General features: G+C 65.5%; 13 protein-coding genes and 1 pseudogene. 5 read left to right on the top strand and 9 right to left on the bottom strand.

The window, feature by feature from the left end; genetic code table 11:
* Positions 1–133 (top strand): annotated as a pseudogene (locus AC6CH3_RS18440) (IS30 family transposase); the annotation flags it as partial.
* 267 nt (positions 134–400) lie between these two features.
* On the opposite strand, the gene AC6CH3_RS18445 reads toward AC6CH3_RS18440, so the two are convergent.
* From AC6CH3_RS18445 to AC6CH3_RS18460, 4 genes are read right to left on the bottom strand one after another with little or no spacing between them, the layout of a single operon-like run.
* Positions 401–922, bottom strand: a complete 522-nt coding sequence (locus AC6CH3_RS18445) for a GNAT family N-acetyltransferase (protein WP_498133800.1) — start codon at positions 920–922, stop codon at positions 401–403.
* Between the two features lie 36 nt (positions 923–958).
* Positions 959–1387: a VOC family protein gene (locus AC6CH3_RS18450; protein ID WP_498133801.1), complete on the bottom strand. Its 429-nt coding sequence runs from the start codon at positions 1385–1387 to the stop codon at positions 959–961.
* A gap of 60 nt (positions 1388–1447) precedes the next feature.
* Complete coding sequence (locus tag AC6CH3_RS18455; protein WP_498133802.1) at positions 1448–4459, bottom strand: bifunctional [glutamine synthetase] adenylyltransferase/[glutamine synthetase]-adenylyl-L-tyrosine phosphorylase; 3012 nt, start codon at positions 4457–4459, stop codon at positions 1448–1450.
* A gap of 9 nt (positions 4460–4468) precedes the next feature.
* Complete coding sequence (locus AC6CH3_RS18460; RefSeq protein ID WP_400579597.1) at positions 4469–5809, bottom strand: glutamine synthetase family protein; 1341 nt, start codon at positions 5807–5809, stop codon at positions 4469–4471.
* Between the two features lie 288 nt (positions 5810–6097).
* Between AC6CH3_RS18460 and panB the strand changes: the two genes are divergently transcribed.
* Entirely contained in the window at positions 6098–7006 is a 909-nt protein-coding gene (panB, locus tag AC6CH3_RS18465) for a 3-methyl-2-oxobutanoate hydroxymethyltransferase (protein ID WP_498133803.1), read from the top strand.
* 19 nt (positions 7007–7025) lie between these two features.
* Here panB and AC6CH3_RS18470 read toward each other — a convergent pair whose 3' ends face one another.
* A complete protein-coding gene (locus tag AC6CH3_RS18470) occupies positions 7026–7190 on the bottom strand; it encodes an SPOR domain-containing protein (RefSeq protein ID WP_498133859.1) in 165 nt (54 codons plus the stop codon).
* Between the two features lie 127 nt (positions 7191–7317).
* Here AC6CH3_RS18470 and map point away from each other — a divergent pair, with 127 nt between their 5' ends.
* Positions 7318–8196 carry a type I methionyl aminopeptidase gene (gene map / locus AC6CH3_RS18475; protein WP_498133804.1) on the top strand — a complete coding sequence of 293 codons (879 nt, stop codon included), beginning with the start codon at positions 7318–7320 and terminating at the stop codon, positions 8194–8196.
* Positions 8197–8281: 85 nt separating this feature from the next.
* A complete protein-coding gene (ppgK, locus tag AC6CH3_RS18480; protein ID WP_498133805.1) occupies positions 8282–9085 on the top strand; it encodes a polyphosphate--glucose phosphotransferase in 804 nt (267 codons plus the stop codon).
* 128 nt (positions 9086–9213) lie between these two features.
* On the opposite strand, the gene nrdR is transcribed toward ppgK, so the two are convergent.
* The 3 genes from nrdR to AC6CH3_RS18495 form a co-directional block, all read right to left on the bottom strand.
* The gene (gene nrdR, locus AC6CH3_RS18485; protein WP_494035270.1) at positions 9214–9711 is read right to left on the bottom strand and encodes a transcriptional regulator NrdR; all 498 of its coding nucleotides are present in this window, start codon (positions 9709–9711) and stop codon (positions 9214–9216) included.
* An 87-nt stretch (positions 9712–9798) separates the two neighbouring features.
* Positions 9799–11178, bottom strand: coding sequence for a histidinol dehydrogenase (gene hisD, locus AC6CH3_RS18490; protein ID WP_498133806.1), 1380 nt, complete (start codon positions 11176–11178; stop codon positions 9799–9801).
* 42 nt (positions 11179–11220) lie between these two features.
* Entirely contained in the window at positions 11221–11799 is a 579-nt protein-coding gene (locus AC6CH3_RS18495) for a hypothetical protein (protein ID WP_498133807.1), read from the bottom strand.
* A gap of 179 nt (positions 11800–11978) precedes the next feature.
* Between AC6CH3_RS18495 and AC6CH3_RS18500 the strand changes: the two genes are divergently transcribed.
* Positions 11979–12437, top strand: a complete 459-nt coding sequence (locus AC6CH3_RS18500; protein WP_498133860.1) for a flavin reductase family protein — start codon at positions 11979–11981, stop codon at positions 12435–12437.
* Here the strand turns inward: AC6CH3_RS18500 and dnaE are convergent.
* On the bottom strand, positions 12434–15991 hold the full coding sequence (dnaE, locus tag AC6CH3_RS18505) for a DNA polymerase III subunit alpha (protein ID WP_498133808.1): 3558 nt from the start codon (positions 15989–15991) through the stop codon (positions 12434–12436). The genes AC6CH3_RS18500 and dnaE overlap by 4 nt on opposite strands.
* Between the last annotated feature and the right edge of the window lie 45 nt (positions 15992–16036).

Genomic DNA, 16036 nt, shown 5'->3' on the forward strand with positions numbered 1-16036 from the left:
CCGCAACAGCACCCCGGACGGCAGTTATCAGCCGTATGCCGCGCAACGTGCCGCCGCTGCCCGCCGACCCCGACCCAAGATGGCCAAGCTCGAAAGCGAGTCCGACCTGCGTGAGTACGTGAAGGACAAACTGTAAGAATGCGGTGGCCCGCTCATGCTCCCCCAAGACGTGGGCGGGCCACCTACCGCCGCTGTAGCTCCCCCATGGGCCGTTTACCGCGGCGGTATACGAACGATAGGTGTGGTAGGTGAACAGCAGGCAAACCCGTCGGCGGCTAGTCAAGTTGAGTGACTAACCTACCCATGGGTAGCGTTAGGAACGGCAACCTCCGCATGTCCCCCATGTGCGGAGGTTGCTTTCTTAAGCCGGACCTGTCGGGATCGTCCAGCATCTGCTGTTTTACGGCCGGAACGCGGCGTACATGGTGCGCTGCGGACCGGTATCACTGCCCAGGTACTGTCCGCGGTCCTCAAAGCCGGCCTTGCGGTAGGCGGCGAGTCCGGATCCATTTCGTTCGTTGACGGAAAGTACGACGCCGGCCTGCCCGCCGCCGAGTCTCGCCGTGAGTTTCGCGGCCGCCTCCACAGCTGCCGCCGCGGCGGCCGGGCCCAGTCCCTTTCCCTGCCAACGCAGGTCAATCAGGAACCCCCGGAGCAGCCATACGGAGTCGTCATCCGGCCACCCCGCCAGCCTGGCCGCGCCGGACTGCAGCGTCAGCACGCCCACGGCCCGGCCCCCTTCTTCGATGACGTAGGGCATTCTCGACGGTTCTTCAAGGCCGGCCAGCATCATCCGCAGCGGTTCGCCGACGAAGTCGTCCTGGCCGGGTCCCCGCTCCATCCGGGCCACCTCGCCCAGATGGATGGACCGCGCGTCCTCATCGAGGTCCTTAAGGGAGATCAGCCATACGTGGGGATCCATGTCCGCTCAGTCTGACTTCTTCAGGAACCGAGCGGCTCAGGGTCCGGCCGTGGCCGCCGATTCTGCCTGCGGGCCTGCCGGGTCCATCCACATGACCTCCCAGAGGTGCCCGTCGGGGTCCTGGAAGCTCTGGCTGTACATGAATCCGTAGTCCTGGGCCGGCTGGGACTCCTTGCCGCCCGCCGCGACGGCCTTGTTGTACATGTCGTCCACCCCCTCCCGGCTGTCGGCAGAGAAGGCCAGGATCACCTCGCTGCCGCCTGTGGCGTCCACGATGTCCTTGGACGTGAAGGTCTTGAAGAACCCTTCCACCAGGAACATGACGTAGGCATCGTCATTGACGATCATGCACGTCGCGTTCTCATCGGTGTAGTCCGGGTTGAACTTGAAGCCCAGCGCCGTGAAGAATTCCACGGTTTTATCGAGGTCTTTGACAGGAAGATTGACGAAGAGTTGGGTAGCCATGGGCCCAACCTAACACCCGCCCCAAGACGTGTCAGCCCTCCGTGGCAGGATCAGCGCAGCCTAGTGACCGTAGAAAATCTTCTCGAAGACGGCCCGCGCGCGCCGACTGACCCGCAGGTAGTTTTCCTCGAAGGCCGTGGCCATCCCTTCCTCATAACCGCACCAGCGCGCAACCGCCTCCAGGTCCCGCCTGGAGGAGGGCAGCAGGTCAGACGCACGGCCTGTCCAGATCACGTTGGCGGAGCGGATGCGGCTGGCGAGGCGCCACGCCTCGGCCAGCAACTCGGCGTCTGCCGCCTCCAGGAGGCCCAGGCCCGCGGCGGCTTCCAACGGCTCAAGCGTCGATGTTGTCCGCAGTTCCGGGTGGCGCCCCGCATGCTGCAGCTGAAGCAACTGCACCAGCCATTCGACGTCGCTGAGTCCGCCCCGGCCGAGCTTGAGGTGCCGGGCCGGATCGGCGCCGCGAGGCAGCCGCTCCGCTTCCACCCTGGCCTTGATGCGCCTGATCTCCCGGACGTCCGTCCCGGACAGCGACTCCGGGTACCGGATTGGATTGATGAGCCTGAGAAAGTCATCCGCGAGGCGGTCATCGCCCGCGATGGGCCTGGCGCGCAGCAGGGCCTGCGCTTCCCAGACCAGCGACCAGCGCCGGTAGTACTCGGCGTACGATTCAAGGGATCTCACCATGGCGCCGTTCTTGCCTTCGGGACGCAGGTCAGCATCCACTGCAAGGACCCGCTCGGCCATGATGGCGGGCCTCAGGGGCTGGGTGAGGAGGCTGGAGATGTGGCCCACGATCTTCGCCGCCTGCTGCTGGGCTTCATCGTCGGCATAGCCTGGCAGAGCGCGGTGGACGTAGAGGACGTCGGCATCGGAACCATAGCCGATCTCCCGTCCGCCCTGCCGGCCCATGGCCACGACGAGTACCGACGTTTTCAGCGGGCCCGCCGCGGACACGATGTTCTCCGCAACGCGCAGGGCTCCGAGGATGGCCGCCCTGTCCGTTTCGGCCAGGGCCACACCCACCTGGTCCTGTGCGAGCAGGCCGGCACTGTCGGCGATGGCAACGCGCAGGATTTCCCGCCGCCGGATCAGCCGGATCAGCCGCATGGCGTTTTCCGGCTCAGCGTGGCGGGACATCTTGGATGCGATCTCATGCCACTGGGCCTCAAAACTGAGGGGCGTGAGCTCCTTGTCGGATCCCAGCCAGGCCACCGACTCCGGTGATACTTCCAGCAGGTCGGCGATCAGCCGCGAGTTGGACAACATGTGGCAGAGCCGCTCTGCCGCCGCTGCGGAGTCCCGCAGCATGCCGAGATACCAGTGGGTGGTTCCCAGGGCCTCGCTGATGCGGCGGAAGGCCAGCAGCCCGGCGTCGGGATCCACGCCCTCGGCGAGCCAGCCCAAGAGAATCGGCAGCAGCTGCCGCTGCAGGGCGGCGCGCCGGCTGACGCCGGCCGTCAGGGCCTCAATGTGGCGCAGCGCCCCCTGCGGGTCACGGTAACCGAGCGCGGCGAGCCGGCCTTGCGCAGCCTCCGGGGTCAGTCGGGCGTCCTCGCTGCTCAACTTCGCGGCGGTGTTCAGCAGCGGGCGGTAGAAGATGCGGTCGTGCAGCTCCCGAACCGAGCGTTTGGTCTTCTGCCAGGTCGCCATGAGGGCGTCGGGATGCGGCCGGTCCGTGGAGAACGGGCCCAGCACGGCCTTGGCCAGGGCACGCTGCAGCGATTCCTTGACGGGCATCAGGTGGGTCCGCCGGAGCTGGAACAGCTGGATGCGGTGTTCGAGCAGCCGAAGGTACCGGTAGGCATGGTCGAACGCGGCGGCATCAGCGCGGCCGATGTAGCCGCCGGCCGACAACGCTGCAATCGCCGACGTCGTGTCACGGTGCCGGAGCGACTCGTCGGACTTTCCGTGCACCAGCTGCAGGAGCTGGACCGTGAACTCCACGTCCCTCAGTCCGCCCCTGCCAAGCTTGATCTGGCGCTGCTCCTCGGCGGCCGGAATATGCTCCGTGACGCGGCGGCGCATGGCCTGCACTGATTCGACAAACCCGTCCCGGCCCGCGGAAGACCACACCAGGGGCCAGACGGCGTCCTCGTACCGGCCGCCCAGGTCGGCGTCGCCGGCTATGGTCCGGGCCTTCAGGAGGGCCTGGAATTCCCAGCTCTCGGCCCACCGGGCGTAGTAGCTGCGGTGTGAATCGAGGGTGCGGACCAGCGGCCCGGACTTGCCCTCCGGGCGAAGGTTGGCGTCCACCTCCCACAGACCGGGCTCGCGGGCGGGAGAGGAAATGGCGCGCGAAATGCCCGATGCCAGCACCGTGCCGATGCTGCTTGCCCGGGCGTCCTCCAGCTGCCCGTTCTCCACCACGTAGATCACATCGACGTCGGAGATGTAGTTCAGTTCGCGGGCACCGCACTTGCCCATGCCGATCACGGCGAGTCCGACGTCGGCAATCTCCTCGGGGCTGAACTGCTCCCCTGCCTCCGCCCGGGAGACGGCCAACGCGGCTTCGATGGCGGCGCCGGCAAGGTCGGCCAGTTCGGCGCCGACGGCCGGCATGAAGTCCAGCGGGTCCGCCGCGCAGAGATCCTTCACGGCCAGGTCCACCACGCCCCGCCGGTAGGCGGTGCGCAGCGCCCCATAGGCTTCCGGCCCAGTAATCCCCGCCACCGGGCGCGCGGCGTTGGGATCGGCGTGCACCGACTTCAGGAGGTTCCGGCGCAGCTCGGCCGCGTCCGTCGGCAGGGGTTCCGGGCTGGCGGTCACGTCGAAGGCGTCGAGGTGCTCCGGGTGGCGGATGAGGAACTCGCCGAGCGCTTCACTGGCGCCCAGGACCCGGTACAGCGGCTCGCTCCTGTCCGTGTCCGCCGCCGCCAGTTTCCTCAGGTCCGGGTGTTTCTCGATAAGCCGAACCAGGGACTGCAGCGCTGCGTCCGGGCTGGCGGCGAGCTGGAGGCCTGCGAACAGCACGTCCTGTTCGATGCCGTCGAGCTCGGGGGCGGCAAGGAACCTTTCGCCCTTCTCCAAGTCGCTGAAGCCGGCGGAAATGAGACGGCGGGCCAGACTCACGGCCGTGGCCTAGAGAATGGCAAGGTTGCGCTGCAGCTCATAGGCCGTCACCTGCAGGCGGTAGTCCTGCCATTCGGCCCGCTTATTGCGCAGGAAGTGTTCAAACACCTGCTCGCCCAGGATCTGCGGCATGAGTTCTGAGTCCTCCATGGTGCGGATGGCGTCGTGCAGGCTCGCCGGCAGCGGGTCGTGGCCCATGGCCCGGCGCTCCGCTGAACTCAGCGACCAGATGTCGTCCTCGGCAGCCGCGGGAAGCTGGTAGCCCTCCTCGATGCCCTTGAGACCGGCGCCCAGGAGCACCGCGTATGCGAGGTACGGGTTGGCAGCCGAGTCGATGCCGCGGTATTCGATCCGGGCCGACTGCCCCTTGCCGGGCTTGTAGAGGGGGACCCGGACGAGCGCCGAGCGGTTGTTGTGGCCCCAGCTCAGGTAACTGGGTGCTTCTCCCCCGCCCCACAGGCGCTTGTAGGAGTTCACAAACTGGTTGGTCACGGCCGTTAATTCCGGGGCGTGCTTCAGGATGCCGGCAATGAACTGGCGGGCCGTCTCGGAGAGCTGGTACTCGGATCCGGCTTCGTAGAAGGCATTGGTGTCGCCCTCAAACAGGGAAAAGTGCGTGTGCATGCCGGAGCCGGGATGCGCCGTGAACGGCTTGGGCATGAACGTGGCATAGGTTCCCTGCTGCAGCGCCACCTCCTTGATGACGGTGCGGAACGTCATGATGTTGTCCGCGGTCTGGAGTGCGTCCGCATACCGGAGGTCGATTTCGTTCTGCCCGGGGCCGGCCTCGTGGTGGCTGAACTCCACGGAGATGCCGACGGACTCGAGCATGGTGACCGCCGTCCGGCGGAAGTCCTGGGCCACGCCGCCCGGCACGTGGTCGAAGTAGCCGCCTTCATCCACGGGGATTGGCGAGCCGTCCGGACCGGGCTCCTGGGACTTCAGGAGGTAGAACTCGATTTCGGGGTGGGTGTAGCACGTGAAGCCCATGTCGGCAGCCTTGGCCAGGGTGCGCTTGAGGACGTTCCGGGGATCCGCGGCCGAGGGCTCGCCGTCCGGCGTCAGGATGTCGCAGAACATCCTGGAGGTCTGCTCGGTTTCGCCGCGCCACGGCAGAATCTGGAAGGTGGCGGGGTCAGGCTGGGCGAGCATGTCGGATTCGAATACGCGGGCCAGGCCTTCGATCGAGGAGCCGTCGAAGCCCAGGCCCTCTTCGAAGGCGCCTTCCACTTCGGCCGGTGCCAGTGCCACCGATTTGAGTGAGCCCACGACGTCGGTGAACCAGAGACGCACGAACCGTACGTCACGCTCTTCGATCGTGCGCAGGACAAACTCTTGCTGGCGGTCCATGAAGCCTCTTCTCCGGGTAAACGTTCATGCCTCCGGCCCCTGGTATTCGCAGGGCCGGCGGCAGCTCACGACTCACTTTACTAAGCATTGCGACCTGATGCTGGCGCAGGTGCGGCGCGAAACACAGCGTTAACATGTGCCGCAGCCGGAAGCGGTGGCGAATCTGATCCCAAGGGCACCGGATTTGATCCCAGGGGCAGCAGGCAGCGGCGTCCTGTGAGCGGAATCACCCGGCCCTGCTGAGCCCGCGGTAGCTAGGACTGCGGGTCTCGGTTTACGCTCTAGCCTATGGCCTCCACCAGCAGCAGCCCTGACTCAAGCGCGTCCGCAGAAGTACCCGCCCCTTACGGCACCGGTCCTGCGGCGGGGGGACCGCCGTCGTCGGAAACCCCCCGCAAACCGGCAGCCAGGGTCCGCACGCACCACCTGCAGCAGGCAAAAGCCAATGGTGAGCGCTTTGCCATGCTGACGGCGTACGACCAGTACACAGCGGAGATCTTCGACCAGGCCGGCATTGAGGTGCTGCTCGTGGGCGACTCCGCTTCGAACAACGTCTTCGGCAATGAATCCAGCCTCCCGGTCACGGTCGATGAACTGCTGCCCCTGTGCCGGGCCGTGACCCGAACCGCAAAGCGGGCCCTGGTCGTGGCAGACCTGCCGTTCGGCAGTTACGAGGTGTCCCCGCAGCAGGCAGTCGCCACCGGCGTCCGCTTCCTGAAGGAAGGGCTCGCCCACGCCGTCAAAATCGAAGGCGGCGCGTTCTACGCGGAAACCGTCCGGGCCATGGTCCAGGCGGGCATCCCGGTGATGGCGCACATCGGCTTCACGCCCCAGAGCGAGCACTCGCTGGGCGGCTACCGTGTGCAGGGCCGCGGGGACGATGCCCAGCGGCTCATCGATGATGCCGTCGCGTTGGCCGACGCCGGTGCGTTCAGCGTGCTCATGGAAATGGTGCCCGCCGAAACGGCCGCGGCGGTCGATTCGGCGGTTGCGGTGCCGACGATCGGCATCGGCGCAGGAAACATGACCACCGGCCAGGTCCTCGTCTGGCAGGACATGGCCGGGCTGCGCGGAGGCAAAATGGCCAAGTTCGTCAAGCAGTATGCCGACCTGCGCTCCAGCCTCAGCGATGCCGCCAAGGCATACGGCGAGGAGGTCCGGTCAGGCAAGTTCCCCGGACCGGAACACTCGTTCTAGCCGGAAATCCCGGAACGGATCAGTCCTCGTCGCCCTTTTCCCAGGCTTCGTTGCGGGCGTGGACCTTCTCCATCGCGTGCTCGGCCTCTTCCCTTGTCTTGTAGGGGCCAATGAGCTGGGTCCAGTCCGACAAGGCGTCCTCTTCCACCTCATGGGTCTTCACGTTGTACCAGTACTCGGGCATCGACGTTCCTCGTTTCCGGTTGACGGCAAGGCCGGCCTGGGCGTGATGCACGTAACGTAAACCGCATCGTGGCCTGCCGGCCGCATTAATTTACATGCCAATCTGCCCTGCCTTATATGATCAATCTATGCCTTCCTTAGCCTCGACCGCACCCACCGGCACGCTGACCCCGGGATCAGTGAGCGCGCAGCGGCAGGTCCCCGCGTCCATCCCGCGGCCCGAGTACGTCGGCAAGGCCGGTCCGGCCAAGTTCACCGGCTCCGAGGTGAAGTCGGCCGAAACCATAGAGAAGATCCGGACCGCCGGAAAGATCGCGGCGCAGGCCATCGTTGAGGTGGGAAAGCACATCGTTCCGGGGGTCACCACCGACGAACTGGACCGCATCGGGCACGAATTCCTGCTGGACCACAAGGCGTACCCCTCCACCCTGGGCTACCGCGGCTTCCCCAAGTCGCTGTGCTCCTCGCTGAATGAAGTGATCTGCCACGGCATCCCTGACAGCACCGTGGTCCAGGACGGCGACATCCTCAACATCGACATCACGGCCTACATCGGCGGAGTGCACGGCGATACGAACTACACCTTCCTCGTCGGAGACGTGGACGAGGAGTCGCGCCTGCTGGTGGAGCGGACCCAGGAGGCCCTGAACCGCGCCATCAAGGCGGTCGCACCGGGACGCCAGATCAACGTGATCGGCCGTGCCATCGAATCCTATGCAAAGCGCTTCGGCTACGGCGTTGTCCGCGATTTCACCGGCCACGGAGTTGGCGAGGCCTTCCACACTGGCCTTATCATTCCGCATTACGACGCCGCGCCTGCCTACAACACGGTCATCGAGGCGGGCATGGTCTTCACCATCGAGCCCATGCTGACCCTGGGCACCATCGAATGGGACATGTGGGCCGACGACTGGACCGTGGTGACGCGGGACCGCAAGCGCACAGCACAGTTCGAACATACGCTTCTCGTCACCGAATCAGGTGCCGAGATCCTCACCCTTCCCTGACACGGGCCTTTACCTGCCCTTGACTCTCCCGGCAAGAGACCCTTGCCCTGCCCGAGCCCATAACCCTGCCACGAACGGAATTGCATTGGCCAAGAAGGACGAAAAGACCCGCAAGAACGCACCGCTGATCGGCATCGACATCGGCGGCACCGGCATCAAGGGCGGCATCGTCGACCTGAAGAAGGGCAAACTGATTGGCGATCGTTTCCGCCTGGCGACGCCCCAGCCGGCCACGCCCGCGGCTGTCGTGGAGGTGGTGGCCAAGGTCGTGGAGGAGCTGGCGGCGCGTCCGGACGCCCCTGAGGCGGACAGCCCGATCGGTGTGACGTTTCCCGGCATCATCCAGCACGGCGTGGTCCACTCCGCAGCCAACGTGGACAAGAGCTGGATCAACACGGACATCGATGCGCTGCTGACTGCGCGGCTGGGACGCCCGGTGGAGGTCATCAACGACGCCGATGCGGCCGGCCTCGCCGAGGCCCGCTACGGCGCCGGCGAGGGAATCAACGGCACCGTCCTCGTGATCACGCTCGGCACCGGCATCGGCTCGGCTTTCATCTTCAACGGCAACCTCGTTCCCAACGCCGAACTCGGCCACCTGGAGATTGACGGCTACGACGCCGAGAGCAAGGCCTCTGCCGTTGCCCGCGAGCGGGACGGGCTCAGCTGGGAGGAGTACAGCGTGCTGCTGCAGCGCTATTTCTCCCACGTCGAGTTCCTGTTCTCCCCCGAGCTCTTCATCGTCGGCGGCGGCATCTCCAAGCGCGCCAGCGAGTACCTGCCGCACCTGCGGCTGCGGACGCCCATCGTCCCCGCCGAGCTGAAAAATGAAGCGGGCATCGTGGGAGCGGCACTGGAGATTGCGGTGAAGCACGAGCTCGCGAAGTAGTCGGTACGCCTGCGGTGGCATACCGCGGGCAGTGAACGCAGAAGGCGGCAGACACGATGTCTGCCGCCTTCTGTATTCACTGGAGCCGGTGGCGGCTGCGGCTTCCCCTCCGCTGCCGCCACCGGAGCTTAGAGCTGGCTCTTCTCAGAGCTCTTGCCTTCAGGCCGCTTGGCTTCGACCTCGCCCTCGTGGCGCAGCAGCGCGATGGCGGATTCGAAGTCTTCCAGCGATTCAAAGGCCTGGTACACACTGGCGAAGCGAAGGTACGCAACCTTGTCCAGTTTCTGCAGCGGCCCCAGGATTATGAGGCCAACCTCGTGGGCGTCGATTTCGGCCGCACCGGAGGCCCTGATGTTCTCCTCGACTTCCTGGGCCAGCATGGCCAGGTCATCCTCGCTGACGGGCCGGCCCTGGCATGCCTTGCGGACACCGTTGATGACCTTGCTGCGGCTGAAGGGCTCGCCCACGCCGGAACGCTTGATCACCGAAAGGCTGGTGGTTTCGACCGTTGTGAACCGGCGGCCGCATTCCGGGCACTGCCGGCGGCGCCGGATCGCTGAACCGTCGTCAGCTATGCGGCTGTCCACCACACGGGAGTCAGGGTTGCGGCAAAACGGACAGTACACGTTCGTTCCTTCCCCTGGCCTCGTTCCAAAACCAGTTTACGACTAGATGTAGAGGAATAACAAGCCTGTAATTACTACATGTAGTGGCTAGCGTTCTGCCTTAAAGCGGGCCGTCACAGCATCGCCGTGGGCGGGCAGGTCCTCGGCCCCGGCGAGGCTGACGATGTGCCCGCTGACCTGTTCCAGGGCCGATTCCGTGTAGTTGATGACCTGGATTGCGCGCAGGAAAGTGGTCACATTCAAACCCGATGAGAATGCGGCCGTTCCGCTGGTGGGCAGCACGTGGTTTGATCCCGCGCAGTAGTCGCCCAGGCTCACGGGGCTGTAGTCCCCCACAAAGATGGCCCCGGCATTCCTGATCCGTGCCGCCACGGCGGCAGCGTCCGCCGTCATGATTTCGAGGTGTTCAGCCGCGTAGGCGTCGCAGGCGGCAATGCCCTGCTCAAGGTCGTCCACCAGCACGACGCCGGACTGCGGTCCGGAGAGTGCCTCACGTACCCGCCCGCTGTGCTTGGTCCCCGAGGCCTGGAGCTCGAGCTCCTCGCGAACGTCGGCAGCGAGCTCCTCCGAATCGGTGATCAGCACCGAGGCTGCCTTCGGATCGTGCTCCGCCTGGCTGATCAGGTCCGCCGCGACGAAGGCCGGGCGGGCTGTGGCGTCCGCCAATATGGCGATCTCGGTGGTACCCGCCTCGGAATCAATCCCCACGACCCCCTTGACGAGGCGCTTGGCCGTGGCCACGAAGATGTTCCCCGGCCCGGTGACAACGTCCACCGGCTCCAGCGCCTCTTCTCCCCCTGCACCGGGCACTCCATAGGCAAATGCGGCGATGGCCTGTGCTCCGCCGATCGCGTACACCTCGTCAATGCCAAGAAGCGCCGCAGCCGCCAGGATGGTGGGGTGCGGGAGCCCGGCGAAGTCCTTCTGCGGCGGTGATGCCAAGGCGATGGACTGCACGCCGGCTGCCAGTGCAGGAACCACGTTCATGATGACCGACGACGGGTAGACGGCGAGACCGCCGGGAACGTAAAGCCCCACCCGCGCCACCGGCACCCACTTCTGGCTCACTACGGCGCCGTCACCGAGGGCGATGTCGACATCGCCCGGACGCTGGCCGTCCGCAAAACGCCGGGCGCGGCTGATCGATTCCTCCAAGGCCGAGCGCACTGCCGGGTCCAGACCGCTCAGGGCGGACTGCAGTGCCTCGGCGGGAACCCGCGGATGAGCCTGCTCCACGCCGTCAAAGCGGCTCGCAAATTCAGCAAGCGCCGCGTAACCCCGCTGCCGGACAGCGGAAATGATGTCCGTGACTTTCTGCTCCGCGTCGGCCACCGTCTCATGCCGGGCCCGCGGTACGGCGCTGCGGAGCTCGGCCAGGGTCAGGCGGCGGCCCCGCAGGTCTACAGTGCGGAAGTCGACGGCGGCGGCGGAATTCGGGCGTACGGAGCTGTCCGGAGATGTGGTCACCGGTCCATTTTACGCGCCCGCGGACCTCACCATCGGACGCGCTCACACACCATCTCCCGTGTCCGGGCGCCTGTCCCTGGGCCGGTGCAGTAATTCGAGCAGGCTGATGGCGAAGTAGCCGCCCGCAGCAGCTGCCGGCCACAGGAGCAGCACCGGGTAGGACCGCAGCGAAAAAGCGACGCTCATACTGGCGGACGTGTCCTGGGGTCCGCCAAGCCAGAGGCCGGCCAAGAGCCCGGTCTGCCACGCGAGGACGGCTGCCGCGCCGCTCGCCGCCACGGTAAGTGCCAGCATGCGGTCGGATCCCCCGTCCTTCCGGCCCGCCAGCAGCACCGCCACGAGACAGCCCGCGACCAGGAAAAGCCCCGCCAGGACAAGATCCCGCGGAAGCCAGACCTCAGTGTTCGTCCCCGACGCCAGGGCGGCATCGCCCGTCACGAGATTCAGGCCGCCGGGTGCAAGCAGCCACCACAGGACGCCGGCCAGCACGCCCGACCCCACAATCCCGGCCAGCCAAGGCCAGCTGCGGGGGCTCCGCTGCCGGGGCCGGGAGCTGCGGTCCCGGGAGGCGTCCACTCCGTCATCGCGGCGGAAAGGGGCTGCGGCTGCTGGTTGGGTCATGAAGAAACGCTAACAAACGTTCCCCGGCTTTACGGCACATGGCCCCGTTGCCCTCCGGACTCACACAGCACTGTAGAAGCCCAATACTCTTGTAGTAGGACCCATCAAGCACCAGCCCAGCAGGGAGTTCGATCACAGTGGCCTCAGATGACGCGGCCTTCGAAGGTACGTTCAAGGAGATGTTCCGCCGCCATGCGGCCGGAGTTGCCATCATCACGGTGAACTACAACGGGGTCCCCTACGGCTTTACGGCAACGTCGGTGGCGTCGCTGTCAGCCAAGCCGCCCCGCTTTACGTTCAACATGGCGCGCAGCTCAAGTTCCTGGCCGGCGGTGGCCAACACGAAATACATCGGCGTGCACATGCTGGGGCTGGAGAACCAGGAACTGGCTGACCGGTTTGCCCGCACCAAGGAGCGCTTTGCCGGTGACCACTGGGCTCTCGGCCCCCACGAGGTCCCCATTCTCAAGGACGTTGCCGGCTGGCTGATCGGGCAGATCCAGATGCGGCTGTCCTTCGAAAACAACGCAGTGGTGGTGGTCGAAGTGGTGGAAGGCCAGGTGGGCGACGACGGCACACCCCTGCTGTACCACTCCGGCGCGTACGGCCAGCCAGTACCGCTCGACTATGAAATCTAGACGTCCAGGCAGGCAGGCCCCAGCAGCACTTTGAGGTCGCCGAAGAGGGACGGGTTCGGATTGACCCTGAGATGCACGGGCAACCCCATGACCTCCACGCGCGTGTCGCCCTGCAGGTTGATCCGCACTTCCGAGTTTCCGCGGTGGTTGCGCAGCACATCCCCAAGCTCGGTGACCACGGCCTCCGTGGCCTTGTGGGTGGGCATCGTAATCACGATGGGGCCATTCGTGCCCTCGCTAAGGTCCGGGACGGAGAGCTCCATGCAGTTCAGGGTGACGGCGCCGTCGTCGCGCCGCTGCAGGCGGCCCTTGACCACCACGATGAGGTCCTCGGCCAGAACCGAGGCGATGGGGCCGTACACCTGTCCGAAGAACATCACTTCCATGGAACCGCCAAGGTCCTCGATCTCCGCCCGGGCATAGGCGTTGCCGCTGGCCTTGGCGATCCTGCGGCTGAGCGAGGTGATCATGCCGGAAATGGTGACGATTGCGCCGTCGTGCGGCCCGTCCTCGGCGATGATCGAGGTGATGGACTGGTCGGCGTGCTGGCTCAGGAGCCCCTCAAGGCCCTGCAGCGGGTGGTCCGAGACGTACAGTCCGAGCATGTCGCGTTCGAACGAGAGTTTGTCCTTCTTCTCCCATTCGGGAAGGTCGGGAATCTCGATGCTCAGGGACGCCTCGGACTCAGCCTCGTCGAAGCCGGCGAAAAGATCGAACTGGCCGATCGCCTCATTGCGTTTGAGGGTGATGACCGAGTCGATCGCCTCTTCGTGGATCATCGCCAGCGCGCGGCGGTGGTGGCCCAGCGAGTCGAACGCACCTGCCTTGATCAGGGATTCCACGGTGCGCTTGTTGCACACAACAGCCGGGACCTTCATGAGGTAATCCTTGAAGGACGTGTAGGCGCCCTCTTTCTCGCGTGCGGCCACCATGGCCTCTACAGCGTTGACGCCGACGTTGCGGATGGCGCCCATCCCAAAGCGGATATCGTTGCCCACCGGGGTGAAGTTGAGCGCTGACTCGTTGACGTCGGGCGGGAGCACGGTGATGCCCATGCGCCGGCATTCGTTCAGGTAGATCGCCGATTTGTCCTTGTCGTCGCCGACCGAGGTCAGCAATGCCGCCATGTACTCCGGTGCGTAGTGCGCTTTAAGGTAGGCGGTCCAGTAGGAAATCACGCCGTAGGCGGCCGAGTGGGCCTTGTTGAAGGCGTAGTCGGAGAACGGCAGCAGGATGTCCCAGAGCGTCTTGACGGCCTCCATCGAGTAGCCGTTGTCCTGCATGCCTTGGGAGAAGCCAGCGAACTGCTTGTCCAGCTCGGATTTCTTCTTCTTGCCCATGGCGCGGCGCAGGATGTCGGCCTGGCCCAGGGAGTAGCCGGCGAGCTTCTGCGCCACGGCCATGACCTGCTCCTGGTACACGATCAGGCCGTAGGTGGTGCCAAGGATCTCCGACAGCGGTTCGGCCAGCTCCGGGTGGATCGGGACGACTTCCTGGATCTTGTTCTTGCGCAGGGCGTAGTCGGTGTGGGCGTTGGCGCCCATGGGACCTGGCCGGTAAAGGGCGAGCACGGCGGAGATGTCTTCGAAGTTGTCAGGCTTCATGAGCTTGAGCAGGGAACGCATGGGGCCGCCGTCGAGCTGGAAGACGCCGAGGGTGTCGCCCCGGGCCAGCAGCTCGTAGGACGCGGCGTCGTCAAGGGCCAGGGTTTCGAGGTCGAGTTCGATACCGCGGTTCATCTTGATGTTTTCCAGGGCGTCGGAAATGATCGTCAGGTTCCGCAGACCGAGGAAGTCCATCTTGATCAGGCCGAGGCCTTCGGACGTCGGGTAGTCGAACTGCGTGATGACCTGCCCGTCCTGGAAACGGCGCATGATCGGAATGACGTCGATGATCGGGTCCGAGGACATGATCACGCCTGCCGCGTGCACGCCCCATTGCCGCTTCAGGCCTTCGATGCCCAGAGCCGTCTCGAAAACCTTGGCGGCCTCGGGGTCAGTGCTGATCAGCTGCCGGAAGTCAGCTGCTTCGCTGTAGCGCTTGGCCTCCGGGTTCTGGATGTCGGCCAGCGGAATGTCCTTGGCCATGACAGCCGGCGGCAGCGCCTTGGTCAGCTGCTCACCCATGCTGAACGGGTAGCCCAGCACGCGGGAGGAGTCCTTGAGCGCCTGCTTGGTCTTGATGGTGCCATAGGTGACAATCATCGCCACACGCTCGTCGCCGTATTTGCGCGTGACATAGTCGATCACCTCGGAGCGGCGCCGGTCATCGAAGTCAACGTCGAAGTCAGGCATGGAGACGCGGTCCGGGTTGAGGAAGCGCTCGAAGATCAGGCCGTGGTGCAGCGGATCGAGGTCGGTGATGCGCATGGCGTAGGCCACCATGGAACCGGCACCCGAGCCGCGGCCCGGACCGACGCGGATGCCGTTGTTCTTGGCCCAGTTGATGAAGTCGGCCACCACGAGGAAGTAGCCCGGGAAGCCCATGGAGGTGATGACTTCCAGCTCATAGTCCGCCTGCTTGCGGACCTTGTCCGGGATGCCCTGGGGGTAGCGGTAGTGGAGTCCCTTGTCGACTTCCTTGACCAGCCAGGATGTTTCGTCCTCGCCCTCCGGGCAGGGGAACCGGGGCATGTAGTTGGCCCCGGTGTTGAACGAAACCTCGCAGCGCTCGGCGATCAGGAGCGTGTTGTCGCACGCCTCGGGGTGGTCGCGGAACAGGTCACGCATTTCCTGCGGTGACTTCAGGTAATAGCCGCTGCCTGAGAAGGCGAAGCGGGAGCCGCCGTTGTCGTACGTGGGCTCGAGCAGGGTGGATCCGGACTGGATGGCCAGCAGTGCCTCGTGTGCCTTGGCGTCGTGCTCGTGTGTGTAGTGCAGATCGTTGGTGGCCACCAGCGGAAGGTTGAGCTCCTTGGCAAGGCGCAGCAGGTCGCCCGTGACGCGCCGCTCGATGTCGAGGCCGTGGTCCATGAGTTCGCAGAAGTAATTCTCGGCGCCAAAGATGTCGCGGAACTCCGCGGCCGCTTCCAGTGCCTCGCGGTACTGGCCGAGCCGCAGCCTGGTCTGGATTTCACCGGACGGGCAGCCCGTCGTGGCGATGAGCCCTTCGGAGTAAGTGTTCAGCAGCTCGCGGTCCAGCCGGGGCCATTTGCCGAAGACCGAGTCCAGTGAGGCGATCGACGAGGCGCGGAACAGGTTGCGCATGCCCACGTTGTTGTAGCTCAGGAGCGTCATGTGGGTGTAGGAACCACCGCCGGAGATGTCGTCCTTGCGCTGGCTTTCATCGCCCCAGCGCACGCGGCTTTTGTCGCCGCGCGCGGTACCGGGGGTCACATAGGCTTCCACACCGATGATGGGCTTGATGCCCTTGTCCGTGGCCTTTTTCCAGAAGTCGAAGGCGCCGAAAAGGTAGCCGTGGTCTGTGGTGGCGAGGGCGGGCATCCCGAGCCGCTCGGTTTCGTCGAACAGCTCACCGAGCCGGGCGGCGCCGTCCAGCATGGAGTACTCGGTGTGGGTGTGGAGATGGACGAACGAGTCATTGCTGGGAGTCACCGAACCATTCTAGTGGTCTCCCTGTGACAATCAGCGCTGACCTGC

The sequence above is a fragment of the Arthrobacter sp. GQ119 genome, from assembly GCF_059759125.1.